24 protein-coding genes and 1 tRNA gene are annotated in these 22,848 nt (G+C 59.3%); 15 read left to right on the top strand and 10 right to left on the bottom strand.

Annotated elements, in window-relative coordinates:
- The first annotated feature begins 131 nt into the window (after positions 1 to 131).
- Entirely contained in the window at positions 132 to 1,085 is a 954-nt protein-coding gene (locus tag ACP7AL_RS11510) for a hypothetical protein (RefSeq protein ID WP_425991387.1), read from the top strand.
- Between the two features lies 1 nt (position 1,086).
- On the opposite strand, the gene ACP7AL_RS11515 is transcribed toward ACP7AL_RS11510, so the two are convergent.
- Entirely contained in the window at positions 1,087 to 1,257 is a 171-nt protein-coding gene (locus ACP7AL_RS11515; protein ID WP_425991389.1) for a hypothetical protein, read from the bottom strand.
- Between the two features lie 58 nt (positions 1,258 to 1,315).
- Here ACP7AL_RS11515 and ACP7AL_RS11520 point away from each other — a divergent pair, with 58 nt between their 5' ends.
- From ACP7AL_RS11520 to ACP7AL_RS11560, 9 genes are all read left to right on the top strand, one after another.
- The gene (locus tag ACP7AL_RS11520; protein ID WP_425991391.1) at positions 1,316 to 1,657 is read left to right on the top strand and encodes a hypothetical protein; all 342 of its coding nucleotides are present in this window, start codon (positions 1,316 to 1,318) and stop codon (positions 1,655 to 1,657) included.
- On the top strand, positions 1,654 to 3,909 hold the full coding sequence (locus ACP7AL_RS11525; protein WP_425991393.1) for a beta strand repeat-containing protein: 2,256 nt from the start codon (positions 1,654 to 1,656) through the stop codon (positions 3,907 to 3,909). The genes ACP7AL_RS11520 and ACP7AL_RS11525 overlap by 4 nt, the downstream gene beginning before the upstream one ends.
- Positions 3,909 to 4,391, top strand: a complete 483-nt coding sequence (locus tag ACP7AL_RS11530; protein WP_425991395.1) for a hypothetical protein — start codon at positions 3,909 to 3,911, stop codon at positions 4,389 to 4,391. Before ACP7AL_RS11525 ends, ACP7AL_RS11530 begins: the two co-directional genes overlap by 1 nt.
- A 202-nt stretch (positions 4,392 to 4,593) precedes the next feature.
- On the top strand, positions 4,594 to 5,226 hold the full coding sequence (locus ACP7AL_RS11535; protein ID WP_425991397.1) for a hypothetical protein: 633 nt from the start codon (positions 4,594 to 4,596) through the stop codon (positions 5,224 to 5,226).
- Positions 5,223 to 5,447: a hypothetical protein gene (locus ACP7AL_RS11540; RefSeq protein WP_425991399.1), complete on the top strand. Its 225-nt coding sequence runs from the start codon at positions 5,223 to 5,225 to the stop codon at positions 5,445 to 5,447. The genes ACP7AL_RS11535 and ACP7AL_RS11540 overlap by 4 nt, the downstream gene beginning before the upstream one ends.
- Positions 5,447 to 5,797, top strand: coding sequence for a hypothetical protein (locus tag ACP7AL_RS11545; protein WP_425991401.1), 351 nt, complete (start codon positions 5,447 to 5,449; stop codon positions 5,795 to 5,797). The genes ACP7AL_RS11540 and ACP7AL_RS11545 overlap by 1 nt, the downstream gene beginning before the upstream one ends.
- A gap of 21 nt (positions 5,798 to 5,818) precedes the next feature.
- Positions 5,819 to 5,980, top strand: coding sequence for a hypothetical protein (locus ACP7AL_RS11550; RefSeq protein ID WP_425991403.1), 162 nt, complete (start codon positions 5,819 to 5,821; stop codon positions 5,978 to 5,980).
- 277 nt (positions 5,981 to 6,257) lie between these two features.
- Complete coding sequence (locus tag ACP7AL_RS11555) at positions 6,258 to 7,223, top strand: metallophosphoesterase (RefSeq protein ID WP_425991405.1); 966 nt, start codon at positions 6,258 to 6,260, stop codon at positions 7,221 to 7,223.
- A complete protein-coding gene (locus tag ACP7AL_RS11560; RefSeq protein ID WP_425991407.1) occupies positions 7,220 to 7,429 on the top strand; it encodes a hypothetical protein in 210 nt (69 codons plus the stop codon). Before ACP7AL_RS11555 ends, ACP7AL_RS11560 begins: the two co-directional genes overlap by 4 nt.
- 139 nt (positions 7,430 to 7,568) lie before the next feature.
- Here the strand turns inward: ACP7AL_RS11560 and ACP7AL_RS11565 are convergent, their stop codons facing one another.
- The 6 genes from ACP7AL_RS11565 to ACP7AL_RS11590 form a co-directional block, all read right to left on the bottom strand.
- Positions 7,569 to 7,790 (bottom strand): hypothetical protein, encoded by a 222-nt coding sequence (locus ACP7AL_RS11565; protein ID WP_425991409.1) that lies wholly within the window; start codon positions 7,788 to 7,790, stop codon positions 7,569 to 7,571.
- A 35-nt stretch (positions 7,791 to 7,825) separates the two neighbouring features.
- Positions 7,826 to 8,128, bottom strand: coding sequence for a hypothetical protein (locus tag ACP7AL_RS11570; protein ID WP_425991411.1), 303 nt, complete (start codon positions 8,126 to 8,128; stop codon positions 7,826 to 7,828).
- A 675-nt stretch (positions 8,129 to 8,803) separates the two neighbouring features.
- The gene (locus ACP7AL_RS11575; protein WP_425991413.1) at positions 8,804 to 9,184 is read right to left on the bottom strand and encodes a hypothetical protein; all 381 of its coding nucleotides are present in this window, start codon (positions 9,182 to 9,184) and stop codon (positions 8,804 to 8,806) included.
- Positions 9,185 to 9,437: 253 nt separating this feature from the next.
- Positions 9,438 to 9,514: transfer RNA gene (locus ACP7AL_RS11580), tRNA-Arg, on the bottom strand.
- A gap of 96 nt (positions 9,515 to 9,610) precedes the next feature.
- Entirely contained in the window at positions 9,611 to 11,335 is a 1,725-nt protein-coding gene (locus ACP7AL_RS11585) for a cache domain-containing protein (RefSeq protein ID WP_425991415.1), read from the bottom strand.
- A 33-nt stretch (positions 11,336 to 11,368) separates the two neighbouring features.
- Complete coding sequence (locus tag ACP7AL_RS11590) at positions 11,369 to 12,343, bottom strand: ABC transporter substrate-binding protein (protein WP_425991674.1); 975 nt, start codon at positions 12,341 to 12,343, stop codon at positions 11,369 to 11,371.
- A gap of 467 nt (positions 12,344 to 12,810) precedes the next feature.
- Here ACP7AL_RS11590 and ACP7AL_RS11595 point away from each other — a divergent pair, with 467 nt between their 5' ends.
- Together ACP7AL_RS11595 and ACP7AL_RS11600 are read left to right on the top strand one after the other, a co-directional pair.
- A complete protein-coding gene (locus ACP7AL_RS11595; protein ID WP_425991417.1) occupies positions 12,811 to 14,910 on the top strand; it encodes a PQQ-dependent dehydrogenase, methanol/ethanol family in 2,100 nt (699 codons plus the stop codon).
- Positions 14,911 to 15,169: 259 nt separating this feature from the next.
- Positions 15,170 to 15,619 (top strand): hypothetical protein, encoded by a 450-nt coding sequence (locus tag ACP7AL_RS11600; RefSeq protein WP_425991418.1) that lies wholly within the window; start codon positions 15,170 to 15,172, stop codon positions 15,617 to 15,619.
- 37 nt (positions 15,620 to 15,656) lie between these two features.
- Here the strand turns inward: ACP7AL_RS11600 and ACP7AL_RS11605 are convergent, their stop codons facing one another.
- Positions 15,657 to 16,784: an S-(hydroxymethyl)glutathione dehydrogenase/class III alcohol dehydrogenase gene (locus ACP7AL_RS11605; RefSeq protein WP_024921518.1), complete on the bottom strand. Its 1,128-nt coding sequence runs from the start codon at positions 16,782 to 16,784 to the stop codon at positions 15,657 to 15,659.
- A gap of 106 nt (positions 16,785 to 16,890) precedes the next feature.
- On the opposite strand from ACP7AL_RS11605, the gene ACP7AL_RS11610 reads away from it, so the two are divergent.
- A complete protein-coding gene (locus ACP7AL_RS11610; protein WP_425991421.1) occupies positions 16,891 to 17,802 on the top strand; it encodes a DMT family transporter in 912 nt (303 codons plus the stop codon).
- Here ACP7AL_RS11610 and ACP7AL_RS11615 read toward each other — a convergent pair.
- Positions 17,799 to 19,253 carry a cryptochrome/photolyase family protein gene (locus ACP7AL_RS11615; protein ID WP_425991423.1) on the bottom strand — a complete coding sequence of 485 codons (1,455 nt, stop codon included), beginning with the start codon at positions 19,251 to 19,253 and terminating at the stop codon, positions 17,799 to 17,801. The two genes, ACP7AL_RS11610 and ACP7AL_RS11615, sit on opposite strands and share 4 nt — an antisense overlap.
- Before the next feature lie 126 nt (positions 19,254 to 19,379).
- Here ACP7AL_RS11615 and ACP7AL_RS11620 point away from each other — a divergent pair, with 126 nt between their 5' ends.
- Entirely contained in the window at positions 19,380 to 21,116 is a 1,737-nt protein-coding gene (locus ACP7AL_RS11620) for a methyl-accepting chemotaxis protein (RefSeq protein WP_425991425.1), read from the top strand.
- Positions 21,117 to 21,189: 73 nt separating this feature from the next.
- Here ACP7AL_RS11620 and ACP7AL_RS11625 read toward each other — a convergent pair whose 3' ends face one another.
- Entirely contained in the window at positions 21,190 to 21,849 is a 660-nt protein-coding gene (locus tag ACP7AL_RS11625; protein ID WP_006020982.1) for a peroxiredoxin, read from the bottom strand.
- 382 nt (positions 21,850 to 22,231) lie between these two features.
- On the opposite strand from ACP7AL_RS11625, the gene ACP7AL_RS11630 reads away from it, so the two are divergent.
- A complete protein-coding gene (locus ACP7AL_RS11630; RefSeq protein WP_425991427.1) occupies positions 22,232 to 22,828 on the top strand; it encodes a hypothetical protein in 597 nt (198 codons plus the stop codon).
- Positions 22,829 to 22,848 lie beyond the last annotated feature (20 nt).

Genomic DNA, 22,848 nt, shown 5'->3' on the forward strand with positions numbered 1-22,848 from the left:
TTCAATACGACAGCGCAGAAGTAATAAACGGGCGTCGCGACCGCAGCCTGAAAAACCATCCACCTGAATTGCAGCATCTGCATCCTAACTAGCCGCCCAGAGGGGCGGCTTTTGCGTTTGGAAAGACCTGAATGGCCGGATCAATCTCACTCAGTCTATCACAGCAGTTCGACCAGTTGGGTAGGCCGCTGGCGAATGGATTGCTTTATTTTATTCAGGCTGGGACCACCTCCACGCCGCAAAACGCCTATTACGACACGGCTTTAACCCTCCCGCTACCCAATCCCGTCACCCTGAGCGCATCGGGCCGTATCCCCGCGTTTTACCTGGCGGACGGCCAGATCAAGGTGCGCCTGACCGATAAATACGGTGTCGCCCAATTTGAGCAGGACAACTTGCTTGTGGTCGGACCATCGTCTGGCGGGGGTGGCGGCGCCGGCGTCGATCCAACGACCGTCTTCCAAACCGGCGACTGCCTATGGCTTCCGGCGCAGGGCACTCGTTCTGGCTGGGTTCGCGCGAACGGTCGCACCATCGGCAGTTCCACCTCGGGCGCTTCTGAGCGAGCCAACGCGGACGTCTCATCGCTCTATGTCTATCTGTGGACCAACTATTCCAACACGGTTTGCCCGGTTTCGACCGGGCGCGGTGCAAGCGCCGCCGCTGACTTCGCCGCGAACAAGACCATCACGCTGCTCGACATGCGCGGCTATGTGCCGGGCGGTCTTGATGACATGGGCAACAGCGCGGCATCAAGATACGCGAATGTTCCGGTTGTCTCTGGGGATACGATCACCGCCGCGTCTGTGCTCGGTGAAGCCACGCACGCGCTCATTACCGCTGAACTTGCTGCCCATAGCCACGCCAATACGCTGACTGATCCGGGCCATACGCATACGACTGCGACCGGCTCCGCTGTGCTTACTCAGGCGGGTAGCACGGTTAACTTGCCGTACATCCTTGCCGCATCCACCACCGGATCGTCTACCACCGGCATCACCATCACCAATGCGAGCACCGGTAGCGGCACGGCCCACAACAACGTGCAGAAGACGATCCTTGGCTCGTTCTATCTGAAGCTCTGATCTACCACGCATTCGCGCTCTGCTCAGCGGCGAGTTCTTCTTCTGTCATGCGCCGGTATTCCCATCGCCCGTTAACTTTGCGGCGCATCACATGGGCAAACCAGCCCGAACGCGATCCATCGATCAGGCGTACGCGCTGCCAAGGCCAAGGTAAATACGGTGTCCATTCCATGGGCACACCTTTAGCACACCCCAGCCGCCTCCGGGCGGCTTTTTCTATGGGAAATTGAATGGCAATCAGCCTCAAGGCGACCGCCTACAACAACGCCGACTGGAATATGCAGCTCCAGGTCACGGATGCCGACACGGGCGCATTAATGGACTTCACGGGCGCGTCCATCGAGATCGCCGTGAAGGACCAGAACAATTGCGAGAAGCTAACCGCGACCGTCGATAACGGCAAAATCACACTGCCATCCACGGGCGTCATTGAGTGGCTTTTCCCGGTCACGGACATGCAGGGCCTTTGCGCCGGCCAATACAAAATGGGCGGCGTGTATGAACTGAACGGCGAAACCATTGCGCTCTTTACCGGAGAGCTTTCCATTGTCGATCTGGTGGCCAGCCTATGAGCCCTCCTGTCGTCAGGGTCAGCGTTCTAACTACGCCGCCTTCGCTGAAGCTGAAGCTTCTGCCTAAGCCCGTTGTTAAAGTGCAGATGCTTTCGCGGTTTCCGTCCAATGTGACGGCGCTGAGCCCAATCCTGCTTGACCGGACGGGCGGAAACTATCAGATCAGCTTTGATCTGAATTCCCTGATTGACGATCTAAGCACAGGCGCTTTCCAGCCGCTCGATAGCGACTTGACCGCAATCGCGGCCCTGTCCACTACGACGTATGGCCGCTCGCTTCTGACGCTCGCCAACGCAACGGCGCTGGCCGCAGAGGTCGATAGTTTCTTCCTGACGCCAGCCGAGGGCAACGCAGCCTATCAGCCGCTGGACTCCGATTTGACGGCGATAGCTGCGCTCACGACAACGACATTCGGTCGCGCACTCCTTACTCTTGCTGATGCCGCCGCTGCGCGTACCAACTTCGGCTTGGTTATCGGTACGGATGTGCAGGCCTATGATTCTGATCTTGCGGCGCTGGCGGCAAACAGCACAAATGGACTTTGGGCGCGCACAGGCGCGGGCACAGGCGCGGCGCGCACCATCACCGCTCCTGCGGCGGGCATCACCGTATCAAACGGCGATGGCGTTTCCGGCAACCCCACGCTGGCTCTGGCGAATGATCTTGCCGCCCTTGAAGGGCTATCTACTAATGGCCTGATTGCGCGAACGGCGACCGATACGGCCACGACGCGCACGATCACCGGCACCGCAAACGAAATCACCATCACGAACGGGGATGGCGTATCCGGTAACCCGACCGCTTCGTTGCCTAGTGCGCTGACTTTTACTGGCAAGACGGTCACCGGTGGCTCTTTCTCCTCTCCATCGCTGACCACGCCATCGCTTGGCGTTGCCACGGCAACCAGCATCAACAAGGTTGCGATTACGGCACCCGCCACCTCGGCAACGCTCACGATCCCCGATGGCGTGACGCTGACCGGTCCCGCCGCGTCTGGCACGGCCATGACGCTTGGCAACACCGAAACAGTTACCGGCGTCAAGACATTCGGCTCGGCTGGTGCCGTTGGCCGACTTAAGATCGCCGGCACGACTTCTGGATCTACCGTCCTCGATGCAACGGCGATTGCGTCTGGAACGCTCACGCTTCCGGCTGCAACCGATACGCTCGTCGGGAAAGCCACAACCGACACGCTGACGAACAAGACGTTCGACACTGCGGGAACAGGCAATAGCTTCAGTATCAACGGCGTGGCGGTTACGGCCAACACCGGAACGGGTTCGGTCGTTCGCGCGACGTCGCCGACGCTTGTAACTCCTGCTCTTGGTACTCCCTCCTCTGTGACGCTCACAAACGCCACGGGGCTCCCGCTCTCTACGGGTGTTACCGGCAACCTGCCTGTAGGCAACCTGAACAGCGGCACTGGCGCAAGCTCAACCACGTTTTGGCGAGGCGATGGAACGTGGGCCACGCCAGCGGGAGGCGGAGGCGGCACTCCAGGCGGCTCGAATACCCAGATTCAATATAACAATGCTGGAGTGTTTGGCGGTCTTGCCCGCGTCACTGGCGACGGCAACGATCTCAGCCTTGCCGGGTCTACCTCGGGCGCAACCAAGATTGTTGCGACGGCTGTTGCTGGCGCGACCACACTTACGTTGCCAGCCGCCACTGACACTCTGGTTGGCAAGGCAACGACTGACACGTTGACCAACAAGACGATTAGCGGCGCGAGCAATACGCTGACGGTTCGGCTTGCCAATGACGTTACCGGAAACCTTCCGGTCACCAATCTCAATAGCGGAACGTCCGCCAGTTCAAGCACCTTCTGGCGCGGTGACGGCACTTGGGCAACGCCTGCTGGCGGCGGCGGAACAGAAGCCACGCAGGCCGAAATGGAGGCCGCGACCGGCACAACGCAGATGGTTACGCCGCGCCGCGTGAAGGATAGCCCCTTTGCTGCGAAGGCTTGGGTCAAGTGGGGCGTCACAACGACGATTGATGCGTCGCAGGGCGTGTCATCGATCACGGATAACGGTGCGGGCGACTGGACGGTGAATTGGTCAACGGCATTCTCGTCGGCCAACTACGCCGTAGCCTATTCGGTAGAGCAAAATGCCGGTGTGCAGGCCGCAACCGACACGATCAAAAACGGCGGTCAGGCTGCTGGGTCATGTCGAGTGGCTTGTTACGATACAGGTAGTGGTTTGAACGACCCAGCCAAGAACCACGTCATCGCGTTCGGAGATCAGTAATGGCGATAGTCATTAAACGCGCCGATGGCGGCGTATCTGTGATGACCCTGCTTGGAGATGCCCTAGAGGCCGCAAACTCCGCGCCGGATCATCTTGAGACTATTGTGCAGGCTGAGATTGCGCAATGGCAGAAGGAGGACCGCGCGGATGTGGTTTCATGGCGCGTGATTCCTGATGAGGAAATCCCGACAGACAAGACCTTCCGCGCCGCGTGGCGCGACGAAACGCCGGACCTCAGGATTGATCTAGACATGGATCGTTGCAGGGAAATCTGGAAAAACAAAATGCGAGGTTCGCGCGCTCGAAAGCTCGCCGCACTTGATGTGGATGTTGTCCGGGCCATCGAGTCAGGACAAAGCACAGCCGAACTCGCACAAAAGAAACAAGCGTTGCGCGATGTAACCAAACATCCGGCGCTTGCTGCGGCAAGAACACCGGAGGACCTCAAGCAGGTCTGGCCCGACATTCTGAACTCCCCATGACCCTCGCTCACATCATCTTCATCCCGCTGATCTTCGTCGGGGTGAGCATCCGGTTCTTTTGCACCTAACCCACAAGGAAGCATCACAATGAAGGACTTTCTCATCAAATCCGGCGAGACGATTGTTCAGACCGTCCGGGATTATCCCAAGGGCACGCTGATCGTGGCTGGCGTCCTGATCGTGCTGGCGAAGGTGGCCTGATATGGAGCCAGCATCGATCCGCTACAAAAACCCCGGAGCTATGTGGGGAAGCGCCCTTGCTATCAAATGGGGTGCATCGCCCAAGGCTGTCACGCTGAACGATGGCAAGGGGCAGGGCAACAACATCGCCGTGTTCCCTACCTACGTTCAGGGCATCTGCGCCCAGCTTGACCTATGGCGCACTTCCAAGAACTATCGCAACAAGCGGTTCGCTGACGCCATTGCGATCTGGTCCGGCCATAACAACGTCGAAAGCTACATCGCGTTCGTGCTGGCCCGCGTGCCAGGTATGACGCGCAATACCGTCATGGATGACTCGTTCTGGCGTAGCTCCATGGGCCTCGCGTTTCTCAAGGCTCAGGCGTGGCATGAGGCGGGCAAGCGTTATCCTGCGCCCGATGCAGACTGGATCGAAGCGCAGCGGCTTGTCTTCCTTGGCCTCGCGCCTCCGTCCGCTCCAGCGAAAAAGAAACCTGTGTCCACGCCAAAGAAGACAGCTACGGCGACCACTGCCGGAGCCGGTGCGGCAACTGCTGCACAGCAGGCCGGATTCAGCGTTGGTTGGATCATCGCGATAGGTGTCGCTGTAGCCATCGCAGCCTTCCTCATCATTCATTTTTGGAAGCGCCAATGACCCTGAGAGAGAGACTGAAGGGATGGCGAACCGTCATCGTCGGCTCGCTGGTCGGCCTTCCATTGATCGCCTTGGAGGTGCTTGAGCAGTTCAATTTCATTGACCCATCAACGATCCTTCCCGAGCCGTGGGGCCAGCGCGTAGCACTTGGACTCGCCGTTGCGATGATCTTACTGCGCCTCATCACAACCGGACCTGTTGGCATGAAGGATGACGAGTGATGTTTAGCATGATTTTTGGCGGCCTCACGAGCCTCGCAACCGCAGCGATCGGTGCCTATAACAAGTCGAAAGACGTATCGATTGCCGCTATCCAATCAGCGGGCAGCATTGCCGCTGCCCAAGCGCAGGCAATGAGTGCGTGGATTGGGCACCCACTCTCGCCCCCGTCCATCTGTTGCTACGGCGTGGCCGTCTGGTTTTTCAAGGCAACGGCCTGCGACAAGGTGATTGGTCCGGCGCTCGGATATCAGTGGGCGACTGATCCTCTCACCGGAGGAACTGCTGAAATCGCGATGATCGTAGTGTCCGGGATGTTCTTCTCCGGAATCGCCAACATCATTAAGCGGTAGCAAATGACAAATGGAGAAATTGTGACCGATACGGGCGCTGTTGCAGCCATCATAAGTCCGTGGTGGCTCCCGGCGCTTCATCAAGTCTCTGACGTTGCGGCGTTGCTCCTGCCAATCGCAGGCGTGATTTGGCTGGTCGTGCAGATCGTCGTGAAGATCCAGCAGGCCAAGCGGCTGAAATGAAATTCATCGCGCTCCTGATCCTCTTCGGACTAGCGCAATGGTACTTCAGAAAGCCTCCACATCCAGTCGTTCACATTGTTCCGCATTGTCTCGATACGGAGCGCGGCTGGTTTCTGCCTTGTAGCGACGTTGACCGCTACGAGTACACATAACACACCAACTTATGGGGTTTCATGTTCTCAAATCCGGCAGCGGAATTTGCGACGTACGTCATCATTGCATTGGGGTTTCTAGGGATCACTGAGACGATCTGGTTGTCGCGGCGGGGGTGGCTGTAATGGGTAACCCTAGACTCTCAGAGCGCGATTTTATCGACCTGTTCAAGCGCAAGGGTGCGACCAGTCTTGCAAAGCACCTCGGGATTACCAAGCGCGGCGTTTACGAGCGCAGGCGTTCTATCGAGAGCAGGCTTGGCATCAAGCTCACCGCGCCAAATTCTGCCGGCGGGGTCATCCGAGAGGCCGAGCAGCGGGTTGCCAAGGAGTACCCGCATCGCGCGGCACTGGCGGTCAAGAACGGCCTCGTTATCGTCGGCTCCGACTTCCACATCTGGCCGGGGCAGGAAAGTGTCGCCCTTCGCGCATTCAAGGTTCTCTGCAAAGACCTCAAGCCTTGCGCTGTCATCCTGAACGGTGACGTGCTGGACTTTCCCAAAATCAGCCGTCATCCCCCGATAGGCTGGGAAAACACACCATCCCCAATTGAAGAAATAGAAGCCGCTCAAGAGCACCTGCATGAGATCGCGCAGGCATGCGGCAGGGCGCGTAAAATATGGACTCTGGGCAATCACGACGCCCGTTTTGAGACACGTCTGGCGACCGTCGCAAGCGAATACAAGGGCATTTCAGGAATCCACCTCTCGGACCATTTCCCGCTGTGGGAGAAGGGCTGGAGCGTCTGGATCAACGATAGCGTCGTTTGCAAGCATCGCTGGAAGGGTGGTGTGCACGCCACGCACAACAACACCGTTGGCTCCGGCAAAACGATGGTTACCGGGCATCTTCATTCCCAGAAGGTCACGCCGTACACGGACTACAACGGCACGCGCTACGGCATCGATACCGGATGCGTGGCCGATCCCGATCACAAGGCCTTCCTCGACTATACCGAGGACGCGCCCAAGAACTGGGTGTCAGGCTTCGCCGTTCTCAAATTCAAGGATGGCAAGCTGATGCAGCCAGAGCTTTGCACGGTCTGGGACAGCAAGTCCGTTCAGTTCCGTGGCGAGGTTATACGAGTATGACGCGCCGCAAATACTACCAGGTATCAGACGGCGAGTGGATTGCCGTTCCCCGGCGCGGCTTCAAAGAGCAATGCTGCGACTGCGGCCTTATTCACAAACTGAACTTCCGCCTCGTAGATGGACAAATTCAAGTTCAGGCGGTGAGGGATGCTAGGGCTACGAACGGCGCCCGCAAGCATTTTAAGTTCACCAAGGAACGGGATTGATGGGCCCGCACCTGATCGTGGTTGTAGGCCTGATCTACGCCTATATCTCACTGGAATCGGCGGTGAGGGGCAACACAGCAATGGCAATCATCTTTGGCGGGTATTCGCTGTCAAACGTCGGGCTATGGATGGCGGCGCGTTAATCCTCCGCCTTTTCTGTGATTGTATATCTTGTTTTGAGCCGACTGATAAAATCTTCCGGCCCCTCTAATGACTCAAATCCAAATTCATCGCACAACGCCCTGGCCCAGTAAGATGGTGGCTCAGCCGATTCACTTGGATGAGTTGCGGGAATTTCGACCAGCCATTCACCGGTGCCAACATCCACGATCTTCAACTCAGTATGCACCTTCTCGTTCATGCTCTCTCCCTCCTTCTGCGGTCTTCGCTGAACAATTAAACTTCCGCCATCGGCACTCCAGCTATATCTGCTGAGCCTGGGGGCCAGATAAGAGCGGCGTCGATGCCAGCCAGCCATATGGCGCACGGGCTGTTATAGGCGGCGCACATAGCCTTATGCATCGTGTTGTTCGGGCTGCGCATAGCCAAGAGTGTGGCGCGGACTTCCGACCTAACCTCGTCTCGCAATGCCTCTGTCTCATCCTCCCAAGCAACCAACTCGATACCGAACTTTTTGCCATGCTCGCGTCGATGGTTCCATTTCGCAATTGCTAGATGCTCAATCATGCTTTCAGTCATGCTAGGTTCCTTTGTTCAGTAAAGATCGCAGAATGAGAGATCACGAATTACGAGGGGTCACGTACTGAGTTGACCCGAGCGAACCTGTAGAAGTCTCCCGCCATCCACCCCGCCCAAAACATTATAGACCACTTAAGTTCTGGCAGAGCGTGTGGAGCACTTATCGTGAGCAGGATGCATCCGACGAGCCATGAAGTTGGCGTCCATTTATTCATCTTGGGCAACTCAGTACGAGGCCTGTCGTTCATCGGGATTTATCCTTCTGCGGTCTTTTCTGAACATCTTCTCCTACTCGGGTGAAGGAGGAGAGGGACTTGCGAGCATTCGGCGTATCCCAATTTCGTCCGAACTCGCGCTCGACCGCATTAAGCGGCCACTCCTTCATAACCAGCTTAGGAAATGATTTGGTTGGGGGTTTGAGGGTCATGGCTATTCTTTCCCAACATGCAGCGGTACCTTGCGCCATTCATGCTGGCCCTCCGATGATACCCAGAGCTGCTGGAGTTCAGGCGGCATCTGAACAAGATCAGCATGCCATCTCATTTGCGGGTCGGCCTTCCAGAACACGACCTTGGCGTCTGGTATAACCACAAGTCCCATCATCCTCTCCTATAATTTATTCAGTTCTGAATTGTTCAGAAAAGACCGCAGAAAGCAGGCATCCCGAACTACAGGTCATTCCGCGACTGAGTGTTCAAACTTTGCCTTAAGGCGCTCGTATGCCTTGCGTTCGTCATCGCGACTAACTGCAACGTATCTGACGCACCTTGCCACTCTGTCAGCCACAACTTCGGGGCTTTCCAGCCCAACGTAAGAGATGGAAAATTTTGAGCCGCTATCGTAGCCCTCGTCGTCCAACTCAACCTTGGCGCTGTCTCGGTATTCAGTGGGGATAGATGCCAAGGCGTCAGTGATTAGCTTCTGGAATTCCGCCAAGGAGTATTGGAAGTTATATTCGTACAGCACCTCAATCGTCACGACGCGTGCTTTATCAAAGTCCGTCCCAGCGTACATGCACGCCAAACGATAACCTTCGGGGTCGTTCTCAAAAGCCATTGCAATGCTCCACTCAGTTCGTGAGCCCTCGATTAGAGGGCGGTTTCAGCTTTCTGCGATCTTCCCTGCACCCATCATCCACCAAGAACGGATAGAGAACAAGACTCTGGGACTTTTCACGGGACTGTGCGTTCCCTTTCGTGGCCTAGCGTACCCTTTGATCCTCTTGCGTTCACGGTGACGTGCTGATTCGCTCTCCCCCGCCAAGAGCGCGAAAAGCCAGCATACACAGCTATTTAGGGTTGATTTCCTCTGGCGCGCTCCGAGAGATTCGAACTCCCGACCCTCGGAATCGAAATCCGATGCTCTATCCAGCTGAGCTAGGAGCGCTGACGGCTGCACCATAGCCAATGACGGCTCGAAATCCAGCCCGAAATCGCTCGAAAACTCCTGTTTTAGCCGCAGGTAGTTGCACGGTGTTTGCGGTCAAAACACAACGGAAAATACCGGAACGGGCTCGTCGAACCCCTTCAGCGTTCGTGGATCCAGCTCGACAAGAGGCACGCTCGACGCCACAGCGGAAGCTGCAATGCGATCGATCAGGATCTCGGAGTTCTTCGCACTCGAACACAAGCGCGAGGCAAGGTTCACGACGTTGCCGATTGCGCTGTAGTGGAGACGGCCGCCGGAGCCGATCCGGCCGACGGTCGCCGGTCCCTTCGCGAGTCCGACGCCAAAGCCCAGCCGGTGATCGAGTGCGTGCCAACTGGCCAGAAGCCGCTGAACGGTTCTCTGCATGTCGATTGCTGTATGGACGCCGCGCAATGCCGGATCAGGGCAGGCAACCGGCGCGTTGACCAGCACCATTGCTCCGTCGCCGGAGAAACTGATCAGAGTTGCCTCATGGGAGCTGACGACGCTTTCAAGCGCGTCATAGTATTCGCGCAGCACGCCGAGGATAGTTTCGGGCTCCGTGCGCGCAGAGAAGGCGGTGAAGCCTCGCATATCGCAGAATATCGCAACCACATCGACGCGCCGCCCATCGAGAACGCGATCGTCACCGGTACGGTCAATCAGTTCGGCGACCTGTGGAGCAAGAAAGCGCTTGAGCCGGCTTATGCGTTCGGAACGTTCCTGTGAGATCGCCAGCTCACCCGCCATCTCGTTGAACCGGGTCGCGAGCCGCTCGAACTCGTCACTCGTTGCAAGGTTGATGCGGTGTTGAAAATTTCCCGCACCGATTTGGGCGACGCCGTCCTCCAGCACGCGTATCGGTCCGACCATGCGCTGGGTCAGCCAGTAGGCGAGGATGGCGGCGAGGGCCGCTCCGGCAATCAGCAACGCTGTCGTGCGCCAGAGCGCAGCGTAGATCGGCCCGAATGCCTCGGCGACGGGTTGCTTGACGATGACACTCCAGTCGATGCCGGGAATCTGCACCATCGCCCCCAGCACCGTCTTGCCTGCGATGTCCTGCCCGGTGGCCGCCTGGCTGGGGCGAGACAGAATGGCTGTCCGCAGGTCCCGGAGCGGTTGCTGCGCGGGTTCATCGGCGCGCAGCACAAGGCTGATGTCGGGGTGCGCGACGACGCGGCCCGGCTTATCAAGCACGAAGGCTTCTCCGGTGCGTCCTACGCGAATTCCCGAGATGACCTCCCAAATGAATTTGAGATTGACCTCCGCGATAGCGAGCCCGTCTGCCGAACGGTTGCCCGCGACGGCGATCGTCATAAAGGGCTCCGAGCCGCGATAGAATGTGACCGGGCCAAACCAGATACGATCTGACCGGGCTGCCATCACAGCCGGTTTCGTTGAGAGATCCGCTCCGCTCTCAATCCTGTTCAAGCCGATGCGCGACACGAACAGCCGTTCCTTCCCGGCAGGGTCGACCAGACTGAGGCTCTCAATGGCCGGAACCTGGCGTAGCAAGCGCAGAGCGTCGAGCCTTCGCCTGTCGCCGCTGTCGTCCGACCACGGCAGTTGGACAACCCAGCCGAGCTGATCCCGGATACTTTCGATGAAGTCCTGAATGTTGACGGCAGCAAACCGGGCTTCTGCGTTCAGAAGGTCGTTTAATCTTGCGCGCTGGTCGTGATAGCCGAACCAGGCCTCGCTTGCGCCTGCGATCAGAAGCGGCACGACGGTCGCCGCAAACAGCGCGCGAAAGTATTTCCTGAACAGTGAGGTGCGCGGGGCGGTGCGTGGATCGGACATCGTCCTATCTCGAGAGACGGCCGGGCGGCCAGGTCATTCGATCACCTCGTCGGCGCTACTCAGAAGCGAGGACGGGAAGGATATGCCGAGGGCTTTGGCGGCCATCAGGTTGATGAACAACTCGACTTTGGTCACCCGTTGTACCGGCAAATCGGAAGGCTTCTCGCCCCTGAGGATACGGCCGGCATACATGCCAGTGTGACGGTGCGACTGACTGAAGTCACCGCCGTAACTCATCAGGCCGCCAGCGAGCGGGAAGTCGCGGGATTGGGTCATCGCAGGCACGGAATGACGGGCTGCCAATAGGGCCAGCAGCTCACTGCGGTAAGCGAAATAGGGATCGGAGCTGAAGACAAGTCCGCCCGTCCGCATTTCGCTCACAGCCTTAAACATGCCGTCAAATTCTTGCTCAGCGCTGGTTTTCATCACAACGAGCTCTAATCCGAGGCTTTCCGCCGCGGTACCAAGGTTCTTCAACTGCGTATCCGAGGTCGGACTTGTGGGATTAATGGCCACAGCGAATACATTGGTGCTTGGGCGGACTTCATGCAGGAATTCCAGGCGCTTGCGCGAGACCTCCACGCTCTGGCTGGACACGCCGGTGAGATTTCCTCCCGGCCGGGACATACTGTCCACCACCCCGAGCGCAACCGGATCGCCGCCCATTTCAAAGACAATCGGGATGGTGGTCGTGGCGGATTTGGCTGCAAGCGCCACCTCAGCGCCACCCGCAGCAACGATGAGATTCACCTTTCGATTGGCCAGGTCTGCGGCGAGTGCAGGTAACCGGCTGTACTGACCTTCCGCCCAGCGAAACTCGATGGCGACATTGCGGCCTTCTGCGTAGCCGATCTCTGCCAGACCGTTGCGGAAGGCGGTGAGGCGGCTGCCGTAGCGTTGCGGAGTTTCCGAACCAAGATATCCGATGACCGGCATGGTCTGCGCATAGGCAGGCACCATCCATGCAGCCGCGCTACCAGCAAGTGCAATGAAATCGCGCCGCCGCATTTGATCTGCGGTTGCGGCAAAGGCGCGAGGCATGAAACGCATGGTTCTCTTTCCAGCCAACGCGGGCCAATCGTTCGACGACAGCATAACTGCGGGACTTGGGTTACGGAACCGGATATCCGGCCACCTGCACATGAATATGACGGTTAAGCCGGGCGGGTAAGCTGGTGCGCCGCCTGCAGTTTGACCGCTGCTTGGAACGGATTTGGCTCGTAGTCCTGGAGGGACTCGCGAAGCGCTGTATCTCAACCGGTGCACGCTTCAATCTGCGTGCGCTGCAAGAATGGAGGTGCGCCTTCGTTGCGATGCGCAACATGGTTTCGTTGACGCTTCTTCTTTTGCGTCTAACATTCGTTCAGGCCCGTGAGAGGCCATCGGAGGAATGCATGATCCGTCTTGCCAGCCCTACTGCTCGCCGAGAATTTTCAAGGACTCCCGAAACCCAGCGCTCGCCGCTGGGTTTTTTGATGATTGCATCCACAATCGCAACGCTTGCCATCTTTTCAGCAGCCTCTGCACAATCACCGCCGAAGGGATCGCCTGAGCACATCAAGGCGGTGACGTCGGCTGTCGATCAGAACTCCATCAAGGACAACGCAGCAACGTCCAACGACTGGCCGACCATTGGCCTCGACTATGGCGAGACACGTTTCAGCAAGTTGAATCAAATCAATACCGACAACGTGAAGAACCTGGGTCTTATGTGGACCTACAACCTCGAATCGTCGCGCGGCGTTGAGGCAACGCCTCTGGTTGTCGATGGCATTATGTATGTCACCGCCTCATGGAGCGTGGTGCATGCGATCGACGTCCGCACCGGCAAGAGGATATGGAGTTTCGATCCTGAGGTTTCACGCTCCATCGGCTACAAGGGCTGCTGCGACGTGGTGAACCGCGGTGTCGCGCTTCACAAGGGCAAGGTTTTTGTCGGCGCCTATGATGGCCGGCTGATCGCGCTCGACGCTGTGACCGGCAAGAAGGTCTGGGAGAAAGACACGCTGATCGACAAGGAGCACTCGTACACGATTACGGGCGCGCCGCGTGTCGTGAACGGGAAGGTGGTGATCGGTAACGGCGGCGCTGAGTATGGCGCGCGGGGTTACGTGACGGCTTACGATGCAGAAACCGGCAATCAGGCCTGGCGCTGGTTCGTCGTTCCCGGCGATCCATCGAAGCCATACGAAGATGAATCGATGGAAGCGGCCGCCAAGACCTGGGATCCGGCTGGCAAATACTGGGTCAACGGCGGCGGCGGAACGGCGTGGGACACCATCACCTTCGATCCCGATCTCAATCTCGTCTACATCGGGACCGGCAACGGCTCGCCGTGGAATCGTCATCTCCGCAGTCCCGCCGGCGGCGACAACCTCTATCTCGCGTCGATCGTCGCGCTGAATGCCGACACCGGAAAATACGTCTGGCATTATCAGGAAACGCCGGGCGATCATTGGGATTACACCTCAACCCAGCCGATGATCCTGGCTGACATCAATATCGACGGCGCTCCGCGGAAGGTGATCCTTCACGCGCCGAAGAACGGCTTCTTCTTCGTGATCGATCGCACCAACGGCAAGTTCATCTCGGCGAAGAATTTCGTCGATGTGAACTGGGCGACCGGATACGACGCCAATGGACGTCCGATTGAAGTTGCCGCTGCTCGCGATCCGGAAAAAGGCATGGACGCCATTCCGGGTCCTTACGGCGCCCACAATTGGCACCCGATGTCGTTCAATCCGATGACCGGCCTCGTGTATCTGCCCGCGCAGGGTGTGCCGCTCAATCTCACTCCGCAGAAGGGCTGGAAGCACAATGCCAACCAGCCCGGCGAGTTCGGCGGCAACACCGGCTGGAACACCGGCTTCGTCCTTAACGCGACGCCGCCCCAGAACCTGCCGTTCGGCCGGCTCATCGCGTGGGATCCGGTCAAGCAGAAAGAAGCCTGGAAACAGGAATATGTCGCGCCGTGGAATGGCGGCACGCTGACCACCGCCGGCAACCTTGTGTTCCAGGGAACGGCTGACGGCCGCTTCATCGCCTACAACGCTACGTCTGGTGAAAAGCTTTGGGAATCTCCGACGGGCACCGGCGTCGTGGCGGCTGCTTCGACCTACATGCTCGACGGCAAGCAGTACGTATCGATCGCGGTCGGGTGGGGCGGTGTGTTCGGGATCGCGGCCCGGGCCACCGAGGCGGACAATCCCGGCACGGTCTATACCTTCGCGATCGACGGCAAGGCGCCGCTGCCGCCCATCACGAAATACCAGATGGAGAACCTCGTCGAAGGCGTGAAGTACAATACGGCAGATGTCGGGCCAGGAACGCTGCTGTATGTCAGCAGTTGCGTCACCTGTCACGGCGTGCCCGGCGTCGACAAGGGCGGCAACGTCAGGAACCTCGGTTATGTTGGCGCGGAGACCATCGCGAACCTGAAGAACTTCGTCTTCAAGGGACCGCATGTCGACAAAGGCATGCCGGACTTCACCGGCAAGCTGAGCGATGACGACGTGGTCAAGATCATCGCCTTCATTCAGGGCACTGCGGATGCGGTGCGTCCTCCGAAGAAGTGAGTCGCTGGACGGTATAAATGAGCGGGGAGCGGGTGGCTGACGGGCCGTCCGCTCCCTTGCTTTTGCGGAATGGTTTGCGCCGTTCGATTTCTAATTTTTCTTATATTTCAATTGGTTGTTCCGTTTATTTGAAGTTCCTTGATGTCCGCTCCGTCATGCTTAACGGTTTTTCAAACACAGTCCCGCCAGAGTCTTGGTGTTGATGGAGCTCATTAGGGCCGTCACCATTTGTTTCCGACTTCATCGTGCTCGGGCTTGCATGCGGATTGCCGTTTTTGTGTCTGTCGTTGTCTCACTGCTGGCCGCGATGCCGGCGCGTGCAGACCTGCGCATCACGCGCGATCACGGCGGCTATGTCGAAGAGTACAAGGCAAAGTATCAGCGCATCCGCGCTCGCGGCGAGCGCGTCATCATCGACGGCATCTGCAATTCGGCCTGCACGATGGTGTTCGGCATCGTGCCGATGAACAAGATCTGCGTCACGCCGCGCGCCAGCCTTGGTTTTCATCTGGCCTACTACGACAAGGCCTTTACGTTCGGCATGAAGATCAACAGCAGCGAGGGGACATCGGACTTGATGTCGTACTATCCTCCGACTGTGAAGTCGTGGATCAGCCGCAACGGCGGCCTCACCAACGATATGAAGAAGATCAAGAACGGCACGGACCTCTGGCAGATTGTCGATCCGTGCCCGGAGGAGTTCTTCTAACTCCCAATAGTTTTTCTTTGAAGCATCGGCGTTCTCGTCAGAACGTCACGACGCCCCTGATCGACTCTCCGCGCTTCATCAGATCGAACGCCTTGTTGATGTCGTTCAGCGGCATCACATGCGTGATCATCGGATCAATCTGGATTTTCCCCTGCATGTACCAGTCGACGATCTTTGGCACGTCGGTGCGGCCGCGGGCGCCGCCGAAGGCCGTGCCTTTCCACACCCGTCCGGTCACAAGCTGGAACGGACGCGTTGCGATTTCCGCTCCCGAGGGCGCGACGCCGATGACGATCGACTGTCCCCAGCCGCGATGGCACGCCTCGAGCGCCTGGCGCATCACGGTGACGTTGCCTGTGCAGTCGAACGTATAGTCCGCGCCGCCGATCTGGTCTTCTTTCGTCTTGGTCATGTTGACGAGATAAGGCACGAGGTCCTTGCCGACCTCCGTCGGATTGACGAAATGCGTCATGCCGAAGCGCTCGCCCCACGCCTTCCGGTCATTGTTGAGGTCGACGCCGATGATCATGTCGGCGCCGGCGAGCCGCAGGCCTTGCAGCACGTTCAGCCCGATGCCGCCGAGACCGAACACGATGGCCTTCGCGCCTTGCTCTACCTTGGCGGTATTGATGACCGCGCCGATGCCGGTGGTGACGCCGCAGCCGATGTAGCAAACCTTGTCGAATGGCGCGTCCTCGCGGATCTTCGCCACGGCGATTTCCGGCAGCACCGTGTAGTTCGCGAAGGTCGACGTGCCCATGTAGTGATGGATCGGTTTGCCGCCCAGCGAGAAGCGGGACGTGCCGTCAGGCATCAGGCCCTGTCCTTGCGTGGCGCGGATCGCGGTGCACAGATTGGTCTTGCGCGAGAGACAGGAGGGGCACTGGCGGCATTCCGGCGTGTACAGCGGAATGACATGATCGCCTTTCTTGACGCTGGTGACGCCGCGACCGACGTCAACGACAATGCCCGCGCCCTCGTGGCCGAGAATAGCGGGGAAGAGACCTTCCGGGTCGGCGCCTGACAGCGTGAATTCATCGGTATGACATATGCCTGTCGCCTTGACCTCGACCATCACTTCGCCCTCGCGTGGGCCTTCGAGTTGAACGGTCGTGATCTCGAGCGGTTTGCCGGCAGCGGTGGCAACGGCGGCGCGAACATCCATGGCGGATCCTCATGTTTGAAGCGAGTTCGGTCTGCGTTTCCGGGCAGGGCGTCCGGCGCATTTGACGATTGCCCGACACCATAGGATCGGGCAAGCAGTTGCGCAAATGAGCCAATCGTCGCCCCAGCCCACACTCGAATCGATTGCCGCGCGGACAGCGCCTGCGATCTTCGTCCTGCTATGGAGCACAGGATTCATCGGCACGAAATACGTGCTGGCCGGCGCCGAACCGCTGACCTATCTCACCGTGCGCATGGCCCTCGTGGCATTGCTGATGGGTGTGATAGCTGTGATCTGGCGGGCCAAATGGCCGAATCGCGCGGGCATCATCCACAGTGCGATTGCAGGGCTTCTCGTCCATGGCTTCTATCTTGGCGGGACAGCAGTCGCGATCTTTCATTCCGTGCCTGCGGGGCTGTCCGCGCTCATTCCGGGTCTGCAACCCATCCTGACATCCACACTCGCGAACCGCTGGCTCGGCGAGCGCGTTTCGCCGCTTCAGTGGACCGGACTGCTGATGGGCCTCGCCGGAACGCTGATCGTTCTGCACGGCCGTTCGCTGTCGGGCGAGGCGGGCTGGGGGTGGCTCGGCACCTGTGTCGCGCTTGTCAGCATCACGCTCGGCACGCTCTATCAGAAGCGTTATTGCAGCCAGATCGACTGGCGCGCCGGAAATTTCATTCAGTTTATCGCGGCGGGCTTGTTGTTCGCACTCGGCGCATGGTTGTTCGAAACGCGCGTGATCGTCTGGAACCGCGAGTTCGTGCTCGGTCTTGCGTGGCTGGTTATCGTGCTCTCGATCGGATCAATCGGCCTGCTTTACTGGCTGATCCGTCACTCGGCCGCGACACGGGTGGCTAGTCTCTTCTATCTGGTGCCCGGTGTGACCGCGATTATGGCTTATGTGCTGTTCGACGAGCGGCTTGATCTGATCTCGATCGCGGGCATGGTGATCTGCGCCGCGGCCGTGCTGCTGGTGAATCGCCCGGCGAAGGCCGACATCTCTCCCGGCAGCTAGCCGCGCGTCTTTGCATAAGCAGCGAGCGCCCGCGCACGTGCTGTCTTGTGATCGACGATCGGCTCCGGATAGGTTTTTCCAAGCGTCACGCCGGCTGCGGCCAACTCCATCGGCGTGGCTTCCCATGGCTGGTGGATCAGTTTGGCCGGAAGGCGCGCCAGCTCCGGCACCCACTTCGAGACATACGCGCCGTCGGGATCGAACTTCTCGCCCTGCAGGATCGGATTGAAGACGCGGAAATAGGGCGCCGCATCCGCGCCCGAGCCCGCCACCCACTGCCAGCTCGCCGGGTTGCTTCCGGGGTCGGCATCGACCAGCGTATCCCAGAACCACTTTTCGCCGTCGCGCCAGTCGATCAGCAAGTGCTTCACCAGAAACGATGCGACCACCATCCGTACCCGGTTGTGCATGATGCCGGTGTGCCAGAGTTCCCGCATCCCGGCGTCGACGATGGGATAGCCGGTCCGGCCGCTCTGCCATGCACGCAGCGCCTTGGCGTCGCGTTGCCAGGGGAATGCGTCGAACGACGATTGAAGATTCCGTTCGGCAAGTTGGGGATAATCGAACAAGAGATGACGCGAGAATTCGCGCCAGCCGAGTTCGCTCAGAAATTTCGCGACACTGCTGGATATTGCGGGTTTTCTGGCCGCAGCGAAACTGGCGGAATGCCAGACCTGACGCGGGCTGATTTCGCCGAAGCGCAGATGCGGCGATAGCCGTGACGTAGCATCGCGATCAGGGCGGTCGCGCAACGATGCGTAGCTTGCTATGTCGTTGTCGAGGAAATCCTTCAGCCGTTTCTGTGCTGCGGATTCGCCCGGCGTCCATGTCTCGCGCAACCCCGACGCCCAGTCGGGCCGAGTCGGCTCCAGGTTCCAGGAAGCCAGGTCGTCGGTGGCGATCTTCGGGCCGGCTGTCAGCGCCTTTGGCGCGGGCAGAGGTTTGGGTGGGTCGCCTAAGCTCAGGATGCGTTTCCAGAATGGTGTGAACACGCGCAGGCCGCGGCCTTCCTTGTTGCGCAGGCTTGCGGGTCTCACCAGCAGGTCGCTGGGAAAGCTGCGCGATGCGACGCCGATGCGGTCAAGGGCGGTCGTCACCTCGCGCTCAGTGGCCGCCTCACCGGGGATGTCGCTCTCGTTCCAATGGACCGCAGAAGCGCGGATCTCTTGCGCAAGATCTGCGATCACGCGCGCGGGACGGCCCCTGCGGAGGGTCAGCGATTGGCCTCGTGCAGTAAGGCTCCCCTGTAAACTCCGGAGCGACTGGGCGAGCCACCAGCGCGATGCGCTGCCGATCGGACGTCCGTGCTGAGGGCTGCCTTCTTCGTCCAGAACGTAAAGGCAGACGAGCGGTGCGCCGCTTTGGGCGGCATCATGCACGGCTGGATGATCGGAAAGCCGCAGATCGTCACGAAACCAGACGATCAAGGGGGAAGCTGAAGAACCTGTCATTGCGCTGGCAATCCTGACGTTAGCGGCAGCGCTTGGCCACCTGGCGAACTGTTAATGAGGCGGTAAACATAAACTGTCAAAATCCATCGATTTTTTGATCGGAATGCATTTTTTGGGGACGACACGATGGCACTCGGCTTGGGGAAGAATTCCCTTGGTTTCCTGAAGTTTAAACTCGGGACCAAGGCCACGATCTGTGCGGCGGTACTGATCGCCGCGACCACCTCGATGGTTGTCGGAGCAGCCTACTGGTCGCTGAGCACGGAGTTCGAGACAAGGGCAAAATCCGACATCGAAACCAGCCTTCGCACGCTGGCTCTGGCCTTCGCCGAAACTTACGGGGATGCCAAGGTCACGATCAAGGACGGCATCGTCAGCCGTGCTGAAATTCCTGCGATGCCGGAGTTCAAGGATCACACGACGGTTGATCGCGCGACGTCCTACGTCGGCGGGAACGCCACACTCTTCGTGTATGACGACGCGACCGGGCAGTTCGTCCGCAAGACCACCAACGTCAAGAAGGAGAACGGCGACCGCGCTGTCGGGACCCAGCTTGCGCCGGATCATCCCGCGCAGGCGGTCCTCCGAAGCGGGCAGGCCTACAAAGGACCGGCTGTGCTGTTCGGCAAAAGCTTCATGACCGCGTATCAGCCGGTATTCGATGCTGCGGGAAAGATCATCGGAATTCTCTATGTCGGGATTCCGACGGCCCCGCTCGACGCGATGCTTGTCCATGCCATGCAGATGATGACGATTGCAGCGGTGGTCGGGGCGTTGCTGGTTCTCGGTTTGACGATGCTGATCGTGCGCAGCGTGACCCGGCCACTCCGCTCGGTCACGGATACGCTGACATCGCTTGCGGAAGGCAAACCCGACGTGACCATCAATCATGTCGACAGGTATGATGAAATCGGCTCCATCGCCCGGACCATTGGCGTGTTCAAGAACAATTCTCTCGAGCGCCGCCGGCTCGAGGCGGAGCGCAAGACCGCCGAGGCGGAGTCAGTGCAGCAGCGCAAGGCGGAATTGCAAAGCTTCGTGGATGAATTCCAGTCCAACGTCGGCGGAATTATCGACAAGGTCCTGCATTCGTCCGGCGAGTTCGAGAGTACGGCAAGAAATCTGACCGAAACCGCGCGCAGCACGGCGCATCTGTCGAAGGCGTCCGCCGATGCATCGGCGCAGGCGTCGGAGCACGTGCGCAACGCGGCTGCGGCGTCCGAAGAACTGACAAGCTCGATCGCAGAGATCAGCCGCCGGGTTCAGGAATCCAACGGGATCGCTGCCGATGCCGTTCAACAGGCGGTCGCCACCGACGCACGGATGGCCGATCTGTCGATGGCAGGAGATCGCATCGGTGACGTCGTGAAACTGATCACATCGATTGCGGAGCAGACCAACCTTCTGGCGCTCAACGCGACCATCGAGGCAGCGCGGGCAGGCGAGGCTGGACGTGGCTTCGCGGTGGTGGCGCAGGAAGTCAAAAACCTGGCCGGCCAGACGGCGAAGGCGACCGACGAGATCAGCAGCCACATCGTCAACATGCAGTCTGCGACGCGTGAATCTGTCGCCGCGATCAAGGCCATCGGGCAGACCATCGAGCAGATCAACGACATTGCAACATCGATTGCCGCCGCGGTTGAACAGCAAGGGGCCGCGACGCACGAAATCGCCAAAAGCGTTCAAGCCGCCGCAACCGTCACCACCGAAGTCGCCGCCAATGTCGGGGACGTCGCCCGTGGCGCAAACCGGACCGGCGAGACGTCCGACGAGATCCTCAAGTCGGCGCAGGCGCTGAGCGGCGAGAGTTTGCATCTTCAGGCGGAGGTTGAGCGCTTCCTCGACGGTGTCAGGGCGGCCTAGGGGCGACCAACTAACCGACAAATAGAAAAGGGGACGCAATGCGTCCCCTTTTAATTTTGCGTCCTTGCCGCGATTATTTCGGCTGCGGAACAATCCGGATATAGGGCTTCGGCGACTTCCAGCCGCCCGGATAGATCGTCTTGGCTTCATCGTCGGTGACCGAGCCGGCGATGATAACGTCTTCGCCCTGTTTCCAGTCCGCCGGCGTCGCCACGCGATGCTTGGCAGTGAGTTGCAGAGAGTCGATCACGCGCAGGATCTCGTCGAAGTTGCGCCCGGTGGTCATCGGATAGACCAGCACGAGCTTCACCTTCTTGTCCGGACCGATGACGAACACCGTGCGCACCGTGGCGTTGTCGGCAGCGGTCCGGCTATTGGCATCGCCGGACGTGCTGGCGGGCAGCATGTTGTAGAGCTTGGCGACCGCGAGATCGGTATCGCCGATCATGGGATAGTTCGGCGCAAACCCCTGCGTCTCCTTGATGTCGTCGCTCCACTTGGCGTGCCTGTCGACCGGGTCGACGCTTAGCCCGAGCAGCTTGACGCCGCGCTTGTCGAATTCTGGCTTCAGTCCCGCCAGCCGTCCGAGTTCGGTCGTGCAGACCGGCGTGAAATCCTTCGGATGCGAAAAGAGAAGAGCCCAGCTATCGCCGATCCAGTCGTGAAATTTGATGCGTCCTTCGGTGGTATCAGCCTCGAAATCGGGCGCCACCGCGCCAATCTGGATTGTCATGTTTTTGGCCTCACGTACTTGGAGTTGCGAGGAAAATCTCGCTGCGCTGGTATATCGGCAGATGCCCCAAAACGGAACTGCATACCGAAAAGGACAAGGTTTTTCTCGCGAAGGACAGTCCTTTGAAAATCCGTTCTGCCGCGAGCCGGATTAATGAAAATTCATAATTGGCCGGCGCGGGCTCACTTTTTCGCTATGCCCCGAATTTGACTTTGATGCGCCGCAACGCCGCCGGTTCCGGTTGGCATTGCATGAACCATGCGGACGGTCAGTGCGACCAATCCGCAACCATAAGGGAAAGAAGCGCGCTCCGAATCGCTTCATTAACGCTTCGTTTACATCCGCATGAAAATGCTGCGGGACACAAAAAGAGAATAGTAACATGACGTCCGCCTCGATCATCTCCAACGCTCCGCTTTCCGACCTGATCCGGAAAATCGAAACCAGCTCCGTTGCCGACCGCGATGTGTCTGCCTACGCGCTCGCTTTCGTGCGCGACGGTGTCATCACCGGTGAGGGGCCGACGACGACAGGCCGCGTTCACTTCTCGCGGGCGCTGGATGCGGACGATGCAGCCTGGTGCGCGCGTATTCTCAACGCCGCGGCAAACACCAACGAGCCCGTCAGCCGCGCCGAGGCTGAAACCCTTTTCGAGATCAACAAGGCCGCGACCGAGCGCAGCGACGACGGCCGGTTCGACGACCTGTTCACAAAGGCGATCGTGCATCATGCGGCTGCTGCTTCCGGTCTGCCGGTGCCGCCGCGTTCCGTTGCGCTCTCACCCGAGACCTCGATCGAGAGCTGGGCGCCGACCACTGCGGTTGGCGTCAACACCGAAGTGCTTGAGTGGATCGCCGGCCAGATGCGCGGCACCCGCCGCAACAACCGCGCGCTTGCGGCGCTGGTCGCGAGCCTGATCGGCGCGGCGACCATGCCGCTTGCGCATACGCTGCCGAATTTCCTCGACCTTGGAATGTAAGGCCAGCGGCTTCTAACTGA

Origin of the sequence: Afipia sp. DC4300-2b1, assembly GCF_049895725.1 — a bacterium.
GTDB classification, from domain to species: domain Bacteria; phylum Pseudomonadota; class Alphaproteobacteria; order Rhizobiales; family Xanthobacteraceae; genus Afipia; species Afipia broomeae.